General features: G+C 37.1%; 11 protein-coding genes and 1 tRNA gene. 10 read left to right on the top strand and 2 right to left on the bottom strand.

The genetic code is table 11. From position 1 onward, the window contains the following. The 10 genes from J7K93_08300 to J7K93_08255 form a co-directional block, all read left to right on the top strand. Positions 1-431, top strand: a 431-nt coding sequence (locus J7K93_08300; GenBank protein MCD6117001.1) for a T9SS type A sorting domain-containing protein, incomplete at its 5' end; no start/stop codon positions are given. A 140-nt stretch (positions 432-571) separates the two neighbouring features. Beyond that, complete coding sequence (locus J7K93_08295) at positions 572-2698, top strand: hypothetical protein (protein MCD6117000.1); 2127 nt, start codon at positions 572-574, stop codon at positions 2696-2698. 743 nt (positions 2699-3441) lie between these two features. Beyond that, positions 3442-3705, top strand: coding sequence for a hypothetical protein (locus tag J7K93_08290; protein ID MCD6116999.1), 264 nt, complete (start codon positions 3442-3444; stop codon positions 3703-3705). 239 nt (positions 3706-3944) lie between these two features. Beyond that, complete coding sequence (locus J7K93_08285) at positions 3945-4217, top strand: toxin (GenBank protein MCD6116998.1); 273 nt, start codon at positions 3945-3947, stop codon at positions 4215-4217. Next, a complete protein-coding gene (locus J7K93_08280) occupies positions 4214-4507 on the top strand; it encodes an antitoxin (GenBank protein ID MCD6116997.1) in 294 nt (97 codons plus the stop codon). The genes J7K93_08285 and J7K93_08280 overlap by 4 nt, the downstream gene beginning before the upstream one ends. Before the next feature lie 389 nt (positions 4508-4896). Next, positions 4897-6294 carry a phospholipase gene (locus tag J7K93_08275; GenBank protein MCD6116996.1) on the top strand — a complete coding sequence of 466 codons (1398 nt, stop codon included), beginning with the start codon at positions 4897-4899 and terminating at the stop codon, positions 6292-6294. A 378-nt stretch (positions 6295-6672) separates the two neighbouring features. After that, positions 6673-6746, top strand: a tRNA-Arg gene (locus tag J7K93_08270). Positions 6747-6887: 141 nt separating this feature from the next. Beyond that, complete coding sequence (locus J7K93_08265; protein MCD6116995.1) at positions 6888-7190, top strand: winged helix-turn-helix transcriptional regulator; 303 nt, start codon at positions 6888-6890, stop codon at positions 7188-7190. Between the two features lie 76 nt (positions 7191-7266). After that, positions 7267-7863 (top strand): copper homeostasis protein CutC, encoded by a 597-nt coding sequence (locus tag J7K93_08260; GenBank protein ID MCD6116994.1) that lies wholly within the window; start codon positions 7267-7269, stop codon positions 7861-7863. Positions 7864-7878: 15 nt separating this feature from the next. Further along, on the top strand, positions 7879-8022 hold the full coding sequence (locus J7K93_08255; GenBank protein ID MCD6116993.1) for a hypothetical protein: 144 nt from the start codon (positions 7879-7881) through the stop codon (positions 8020-8022). Positions 8023-8088: 66 nt separating this feature from the next. Here J7K93_08255 and J7K93_08250 read toward each other — a convergent pair whose 3' ends face one another. Together J7K93_08250 and J7K93_08245 are read right to left on the bottom strand one after the other, a co-directional pair. After that, positions 8089-9237, bottom strand: a complete 1149-nt coding sequence (locus tag J7K93_08250) for a gamma-glutamyl-gamma-aminobutyrate hydrolase family protein (GenBank protein ID MCD6116992.1) — start codon at positions 9235-9237, stop codon at positions 8089-8091. A gap of 29 nt (positions 9238-9266) precedes the next feature. After that, a partial coding sequence (locus J7K93_08245; protein MCD6116991.1) for a GWxTD domain-containing protein occupies positions 9267-9983 on the bottom strand: 717 nt, incomplete at its 5' end.

Raw genomic sequence — 9983 nt, 5'->3', positions numbered from 1 at the left:
TATTTGAAGCCAGAGTAAATGCTGATGTTAACGGTGACTGGGCTTATCAGGGTTCTGTAACAGGCCCTAATATAACTGCAATTGCCATTGATGCACACGGAAATACATCATGTTTCTCAAATTCATACTCTGCTACACCGGTGATTGAAAACAGCAAAAAACCTGTTGATTTCAGCTTGAGCCAAAACTATCCCAATCCATTTAACCCTGAGACTGCAATAAGATTTTCTGTTGCAGAACGTACACACGTGAAGGTTGAAGTATATAATGTAAACGGACAGATTGTAGCGACTCTCACTGACAAAATTTACGATCCGGGGGCATACCATGTCTTTTTTAATGCAGCAGGTTTGAATTCAGGTATTTACATTTATAGAATTAATGCCGGGAAAAAGTTTACAGCAGTGAAAAAAATGCTTCTTATAAAGTGAATACGGCAAAAAATTCCGTTTATTTTCTTTGAAATATAAGATTTTGTGGTTAATTTCTCAGTAAAAAGATGGCAGGATTATTGCATTATTCTCCTTTGTTATCAAGGGCAATGCAGTAGATAAAGGGGAAGCAGGAAATTATGAGAGGAATAAAAGAAATATCAATAAAGACAGTGTTGCTGTTTATCTTTTTATCAGCAGAAATGCTTTTTGGAAGCGTAGGGCTTTACAAACACATTGATCTTTCGGATAATCCTGTAACTGAATGCAGATTGAGTGTGGGAGACCTTACAGGGGATGGAAAGATTGACTTTCTTTTTAATGACGGCAGACGGGTTATAAAAGCTTTTGACTGGGATGGCAATCTGCTTTGGGAGAAGTTTAACCCGAATGACCCCGGTGTTGAAGAAAAGTACCATAATTTTACCCTTGCTATTTATGATATTGATCTTGATTGTCATAACGAAGTTATAGCTTTCCAGGAAATTGACGGGAAAAACTGCCTTGTAGTACTTGACGGAAAGACAGGAGAGATTAAAGCACAGGCAGAACTTCCTTTTGCTGCTCCGAGGGATCATGAATATTGGGGTAATTCCAACTACTATATGCAGGATCATATTGCAATAGCTAATTTAAGAGGAAAATCCATTCCTCAGGATATTCTCGCAATACATGCAAGCAAACAAAAAGTCGCAGCCTACAAGTATACTGAAAAGGGACTGGAATTAATGTGGTATTGGATATCTGATACTGACGGTTATGCAAGCGGACACTTTTCATATCCCTATGATATTGACAATGACGGAAAAGATGAAGTTATTGCAGGAGTGGATGTTTTGGACAGTGATGGTACCAGATTGTGGAGAATGGATCTTGGCCCCTTTAATCCTGCTCATCCGGAGTATGGCAGCGACCATGTTGATGCTGCAAGCTGTACTGATATTGATCCTGATGTACCTGGTAATGAGATTGCAGTTTCATCTGCAACAGGTATGTGGCTCTTTAAAAATGACGGCACTATTCTGTGGCATTATCCCAGCAAACTTGCTGATCCTGTGAATGGAGTTATGGATGGAGAAGGAGTCCAGGAACTACTCGTTGGTAATTTCCGCCCTGATATTCCAGGCAAGGAGATTGTTTTTTATTCAGAGCAGATGAGTGGGCCTCAATCGGTTGTAATGACAGATAAAGATGGCAACTTTTTGATTTGGGGAGATCAGAAAAACGGGCCGAGACGAGTTGTTACTTGTGCAATGGATTGGGACGGGAACAGGACCAGAGATGAAATTTATTCCAGAAAAGGAATTTTTGATGGCAATTTTAATAGAGTTTCATATTCAATGAACTGGTCGTTCTGCAATACAGGTGACGGGACTGATGTGTTTTCGCCTGTTGTATGCGATGTTGGAGGTGATCAGCGTGAGGAAATTATATGGTATGACAGTGATGAAATCCTTATTCTTGATAATACTGATCCTCTAATTGGGAAAGTACTGCCTTCTCCGTGGAACTATCTTAAATACCGTTTAAGAGTTGCCAATGATAATCATGCGTCTTCAATGTATTTTGACTGGTCCGCAATCGGCAATAACCCTGACCAGGCACCTCCTGATAAACCTGGAAATATAACAGGATCTAATCAGACGGAGGAAAGCCTTACTTTGACCTGGGAGGCACCGGGGCCTGACGAGAGGGGAAAGCTTCCAATGTGGTATAAAATTTACAGAGACGGTAAAGCAATCGGAATTACAGATCAATTGTCATTTATTGATAAAAAGCTTTCAGGAGGTTCTTCTTATAAATACGAAGTATATTCTATGGATGAATCGGGAAACATGAGTAAATCCCCCGCTGTATTTGATTTTGAAACTCTGTATCCTCATTCAGAGCCTTCTGATGACCCAACACAGTCAGTTTCAGCAGAAATATATATAGGCAGGATAGAACCAACCGGACAAAGGATTTTACCTATTACTTTAGTTACGTCTCAGACAATTACTAAACTCCCTGAAAAACTGATACTTACTTTGAGAAATGGTGAGAAAAAAGAGATAGTTTTGTCCGGTCCGGTGCCCGGCACTAAGTTTGAGGGTTTTTTAGAACTTGATAATACTGTTTGTGCGGGCAAGGCTCTTTTTTCTCTACCTCAAGGTGCTTTGATGGCAGAGGATAATTCTACAGGTAATACAATTTCTACAGGAAAAGAAATAGTTATAGATAATTTGCCTCCGCCAAAGCCTTCTTTTATACAGATTGTGGATGAATAAAGAAAAAAAGTTTTACAAAAAGAAAATTTGTACTTCCGGGCCATCGCAAATTTCGTATTTTTTAACAGAAATTTTGTGAGGCAAAAAACTATATTTTTCTTCTTTTTTTTTGCGAACTTTGCGTGCTTTGAGAGATTTTTTTCAACCTATTTCTGCAAGCTAACTCTTTTAATCATAAGATGTTATGATGCATTTTTAGTCTGGTTTTTAGGGGGGTGCAAAGGGCTGAAGACTGCTGACTGAGGACAAAGGCTGTTGACTGCCAACTGAGGGCTGAAGACTGCCGACTGTTTTCCACTTGACTTTTGAGCATAATTTAATTACAATGCATTTAACTTTTTATTTAATACACTTTTTTTAGCACAAATTGTCACACAAAGAGAAGCGTTTCCAAAAGGGGAGAGGCAGACCGATATTTCTAATTAATAACGGACTTTGCCCTTGAGAGAAGAGACTATTTATTTATATTTTACATTTTTTCACCGCAATCCGGAAGGAGAGAGAAGCGTTTTGAGGGGATGTTTTAAATGATGGATATTGGTTGGAGATATGAGGTTTAGGAGGTTTTGGGGGTAAGTAAATCTGAAATCAAAAATTGTTAAATGAAGGAAATAAATTTTCCTTATATGAGGAAATAATTGAATTTTACTTTATTTAGACATGTTTTTCCTTAGATTGGGAATATTAAGAAATGGGTTTGTGGTAGATAATAATATGTTGCCGACAAGGAGGAATAAGAAATGATTTCTTTCGAAACAATCTGGAAGCGAATCGAAGAACATCAGGGTAAGAAATTTAAACAAATCCGTGGGCAGGAGTTCACCTACGAAGTTATTAGCGGTGCAGTTGTGCCAAGTACTACCAATCAACAATTGCCACGAGGCCATTTCGAAAAGGCCGTCGAACTGCTGCCGTTAAAAAATACGGTGCCTGTTCAACATTTGCGCGGTCCATCGTATTTGTATGCAATATTGATGGATCGTCGCATTAGCCAAGGCGATTGGTAACGTATTAACGGAAAAAATTAATATAGGAGAAATAGAGATTGTGGCTAACCTGGCTCAAGCCGACCGATCACCTGCTCGCTACGTTTGTACGAGTGTGCCAATAAAAAAAATTGTGTGGCACGTGCCACACGCAGCAGGATAACCGCACGCAGGGATATGTGAGGGAGCGGCCGGGTAACCGGCCGTCCTACCTCGATGCTGTAAAAAAGAGGTTGACATTGTATATACAATAGCGTTATATTAACACTATGATTATTTGGGATGAAAATAAAAATATAAAACTGAAATTGGAAAGGAATATTTCCTTTGAACAAATTTCGGAAATCATTTTAGAAGAAAAATATATTGATATTTTAGAACATCCCAAAAGAAGAAATCAAAGTATATTTGTATTAGAAATTCATAAATATATATATGCAGTGCCATTTATTATTGATAATAAAGAAAATATCATACTAAAAACAGCATTTCCAAGTAGAAAGTTAAATAAAAAATATCGAGGTCAGAAATGAAGTTAGATAAATTCGAACAAGATGTTGAAAATAATATTCTGGATTATAAGAAAATTTCAACCAAAAATGAATTAAAAATTAATACCATTATAAAAAATGCAAAAGAAAAAAAGAGTATTAATTTACGAGTTAATAGTTATGACCTGTATTTGTTAAAACAAAAAGCAGATCAAGAAGGCATACCCTATCAAACATTAATATCAAGTATATTACATAAATATTTAACGGATCAATTAATTGATCAAAAAAATATTTTAAAAAGTGTGCAATTATTAAAGTATTCCAGCTAACCCCAAAAATGCACCGGATGAAAACGCGGCCTGTCATTTTCAATTTTCAGTCAGTCTTTGGGCAGCTTACGCTGTCCATCAGATTCAAAACAGTGCGGACGCCGTTGGCGTTCCAGCAAAATTTCCAACTTGTTTTGGGACTTAATCAGTTGGCCGCATCTAAGAGCCAGCCGTTATGTGGCTAAGTAAGAATCAAAGTGGGTAGTTTGGCGAGAAGAAAGTTAGGCTTAGTCAAACGTGGTCGGGTATTCTGAAAATCGGCTTTAACATCATACATGATATGACAGTCTGTTATTTAATAAAAGGTTCGATATCCATGATTAGGTCGCAGGTTGCTCCGCCAGAACAGGCGTAAGCCCCTGCGGAGCGTAAAATAGGAGGGAAACAAAATGCGTAAAAAATTTTTAGCATGCTTGGTCTTTCTCTTCCTTCTATCAGGTGTTCTCTCTTTTGGAGCAGACAAAAACCTGACAAAGGAAGAAAACAAATGGTTGGCAAAATCTTATCGAAATGATAAAAACGGCTGGATTTTTTTGCACATTGAAGGCAAACCATTTGAAAGGGGATTTCAACGCGGCTATCTAACTGCCAATGAAATTGATGAGTTTTTGAAAACAGTTGCCTATGTTGAAAAATTTAATACTGCAAAAGATCTCGATTTTTTTGTTGATAAGGCTTCTAAACTTTTTAAAAATAAGATATCAGAAGAATACATGGAAGAAATGAAAGGGATGGTAGCTGGCCTAAACAAAGCAGGTAAAAAGATAAACCTTGATGAGATGGTTTTTATGAATGGTTTTCTCGATGTTCTCTGGTACTGGTGGCCTGAGGAGAAGAAAAAAATCTATGGTGCTGGATGCAGTGCATTTATTGCTACAGGAGCAGCAACTTCTGACAATAAAATTGTAATGGCCCACAACTCATGGTCTGATTATGCTCTTCTCAGATTTTGCAATATTATTGTGGATATTGTTCCGGAAAAAGGCAACAGAATTTTAATGCAATCCTGGGGGCCGTGCATATACAGCGCAACTGACTTCTTTATTACTGGAGCAGGCCTTGTTGGTACCGAGACTACAATCGGAGGCTTCCATGGATTTAATCCTAAAGGCACGCCCATTTTTGAGAGAGCCAGAAAAGCTATGCAGTACGCCAACACTATTGACGAATGGGCAGATATTATGATAAAAAACAACAACGGTGCCTATGCTAATTCGTGGCTTGTAGGAAATATTAAAACAAACGAGATTGCCCGGCTTGAACTTGGTTTAAAAAATCACAGTTTAGAAAAGAAAAAGAGCGGCTATTTTACAGGATCAAATGTGGCAAGCAACATAAAGATTTTAAGAGAAGAAACAGATGCGTCGTACGATGACATAAGAAGTTTCTGTGTTGCTCGTCGTGTACGCTGGAATCAATTGATTAAAAAATACTACGGAAAGATCGAAATGGAAAAAGCCAAAATAATGCTGGCGGATCATTACGATGTTTTTCTTGAAGAAGAAAAACCAAGTTCCAGAACTATATGCGGTCATTGGTATCTGGATAATGGAGGTGTGCCAGGGAGTTTGGGTGCATACATTCCCGGTGGGACTATTGACGGCAAGGTGCTTGATGCAAACATGGCAGCAAAATGGGAGATATGGGCAAAATGGGGGAGTTCATGTAACATAGGTTTCGATGCAGATGAGTTTTTAGAAAAACATCCCCAGTACGACTGGTTGAAGGGCTATTTGAAAAGCCTGCCAGCAATGCCCTGGACAATTTTTAAATGTAAAGGGGAATAATAAAACGATTTTTTCTTTTCTTTATTAGCTTGCATTATTCACAAATTTAAGTGGGGACAAGGGAAAAGGCAGATTTCCGCTAAAAATTTTTAATCAGCAATCCAGGATTGGGCTAAGTGTTTATTTCTAAATAAATTCGGTTGTGAATCATGAATAATGCAGGTTAATTTTTGAAATCGTCCGAAGTGGATTGAAATCAGATAAATAGTTTGCCCGGAAGCTTCAATAAATGCAAAATAATTCTGTATGTGAGGGTAAGGATTGATAGAAATTTTCAGGACAAAGCCCTGTTACTTTATGCGCCCGGGGCACAAGATAATATATTAAGAAACCAATTGACTTTATTGAAATTTATTGTTACATTTCTCTTCGTTTTAAGCCCCTGTAGCTCAGCTGGATAGAGCAACTGACTTCTAATCAGTAGGTCTCAGGTTCGAATCCTGACAGGGGTACTTTAAAAATCCCGCATAAAGCGGGTTTTTTAAAAAAAAATTAAAAAAAAATTAAAAAAATAAAGAAATTACTTGACAATTAATTAATAAAACGTTATATTTTTTATTGATGAATGAACATTTTACAAAGGGGAGGTTTTAATGCAACAAAAGGTTCAGGCAACGTTGAAAAACAGTGAGAAGATCATCCCGTTTTTTAAGATCGTCTCCAACACAACGCGTTTTAAAATCCTCTGTATACTCAATGAAGGTGAGAGGCGTGTAGGCGAGATTCAGGAAATGCTCGGTGCAAAACAGTCCTACGTGTCACAGCAGTTAAGGCACCTGAAAAATGCAGGATATTTGAGCAGCAGAAGAGAAGGAACGCAGATTTACTACCAATTGATTGATAAAAATTTTCCGGAGATTTTAAAATCTCTGAGAAAGATTATCCTCAAAAAGTAGTGATCGACCTTTGGAAATTAAAGGGGAATAAGAATTATCTTATTCCCCTTTAATGTTATCAGCGGATATTTTATTTATGACAACAAAAAGAATACTTGAAATATGCACAGGTTCTCTTGACGACTGTATGGCTGCCGAGCAGGGCGGTGCAGATCGAATTGAGCTTAACACAAGCCTCATATCAGGCGGATTAACGCCTTCAGCCGGGGTAATACTAAAAGTCAAAGAAGTAATATCAGTTCCGGTTATTGTAATGATCAGGCCGAGAGAGAGTGGATTTGTTTATAACAATCATGAACTTTCCGTAATGGAAAAAGATATTGAAATTGCTCTTAATTCAGGAGCTGACGGTATTGCTTTCGGAGTTTTGAATGAGAATGGTGAGATTGATGTAAATGCTTGTAAACGATTATTGAATTCATCATGCGGAAAAGTTTCTGTATTTCACCGTGCTTTTGACCTGATACCTGACCCTGAAAAGGCCCTTGAAGTTTGTATTGATCTTGGATTTACACGTATTTTGACATCCGGACAGAGAAATTCAGCTCTTGAGGGTGCAGATTGTATACATAAATTTTTGCAGCAAGCTGATGGACGGATTGAGATTCTTCCTGCAGGAGGAATAAATCCCAAAACAGTACTAGATGTTATTAATAAAACAGGATGCACATAGGTACACGGTTCATTAATGTCTGAAATAGTTGACAAGTCTTTATTGTTGAATAAAGATATTAAGTTCAGGGGCGGTATGGATTCTTCTGAACATGTTTATAAAACAACTGATATAAAGAAAGTGATGCAAATGCGTTCGATTATGGATGAATTGAATTAAAACACAATTCTGATAATGCACAAAGATATCAAACTTTGAAATATTGAGTAAAATTTGTATTTGTATCTATTCTTCAAAATATAACTTATGAGCTTTTTCAACTGAATTAAAAAACCATGTCCATATATTTCTGTGAAAATCCATGCTTCTGTCATCTTTCTCCAGAATAGAAGATATAGATGCTGTCTTTTCTCCCGGGATAAATCGTACTTTAGAATGATCTGCCCATATAGAAGTGAATTCAGGATGGAACTGAACTCCGAGTACATTCGGGAATTTTTTATTAACAATAGCTTCAATTACTTTTTTATCCATGGAATATGCAGCTATCTCAAAATTTTTCCCAATTTTCTCAACAGCCTGATGGTGTGAGCTTATTACAAGAGGTTTTTGTCCGGTATATACGGATATTTTATCTGCAAGTACTTTACTTGGTTTAAGAATAATATGATGCATGGAAAAGTGCATAAGGCTCTTTTCTGGAAAAATAACTGCCCATGGATTTCTGTGTAACTGTTCACTGTTAAGGAACGTTACGTCTTCAGCGGTTTTTGTTTTGTAGATTTCAGACCAGATATCCTGAACGAGAGTACCGCCTGTTCCGACGTTCAAACTCTGCTCCCCGAGGCAGATTCCAAGAAACGGAAAGTCAGGTTTATCTTTAAGCATCGGCTCGAATGTTTTATCCTGATATCCGCCTAACAAATTAAAAACAAATGACAATTCAATAAAGTGCCTGAAAGGGGTGCTTATTGATGTTAGTAAGGATGTTTTTTCTTCGTAGAGATATGGCGGAATATCAGCTCCCCCGAATAGAATCGCTCCGTCAGCTTTTTGGACTATCTCCTTAAAAAGAGGAGAACAATTGTTTTTTTGGAAAATATTTTCAGTATACAGAGATCCGGCTGCAGCGTGAAAAAACAGCCATTTCTTTTTAAAATTGCCTGCGAATTGTTCAGGCATAGTATAATCAGCTTTTTCATTTATAGAAAATACTCCGACTACATACATGTTGTCCGGGATAAATCCTGCTTGTTTTAATGCATTAACAGAGTTTAAAACGTACATTGTAGGATGAAAAACAACAAGAAGGGTTGTGTCTTTCTTGGGAATATAAGTATCAATAAAATGTGGTGGTTTTGTCGATTTGCCATAAATTGATATTGATAGTAAAATATAAATGATTGTAAAAAAGAAGATTTTTTTGCGTTTCATAAAAAACTCCTGAAAATGAATGACTATATTTATTCTTCAGAAACAAGTATGAAATTATTATTGGAATATCTGTCCAGAAAGACGAATTTCTTCCCAAGATTACTGTAATACCAGATTTCGTATTTACTGGTACCGTAGCGTGAAGCATTCATTCGGTCTATCTGAGAAGGATCGCCGTATACAATATAGATTTTTCCTCTGTCTGAGTGCCAGCCGTCATTGCCGCCTGTGTAGAGCGAAAAATTTTCATTGGCGTAGTTTACTCTGCGATAGAATTCATCTCTTAGCTCATTTGTTTCTGCAGCTGGGTTAGGGTTGCGTTCCTTCCAGAAATCAGAGATGATTTTATTTTTCTCTTTATCCTGTGCTCTGATCAATTTCTCAAAAAGTTTCTTATCCATAATATATTTCAAAGGTTTTATTAACAGAGACGGACTTGCAATTAGAGTAGTCTGTCCTGATTCTTTAATAAAAAAAGTTCCCTGAGTCAGACATGAGGCTGTACTATTAAAAATTTTAACTGCAAGATTATATTTCCCGATTGTAAATGGCTGCCCTATAGAATAAATCATAGATTTCACATTGCTTTTAGGAACAAATACAATTGAGTCACTATATACATTTTTCCCTTGCACATTGAATATTGTATAGATAACTTTATGGGGGAGTGAAGGGCTTTTTGTATATAAGTAAAATTGTGCCCATAAAAGAGAATCGCTGACATCGCGTAGTGCCGGGAATTCAGG

This window comes from bacterium (assembly GCA_021158245.1).
GTDB lineage: Bacteria > Zhuqueibacterota > QNDG01 > QNDG01 > QNDG01 > QNDG01.
This window is presented reverse-complemented; position numbering and strand designations above follow the sequence as displayed.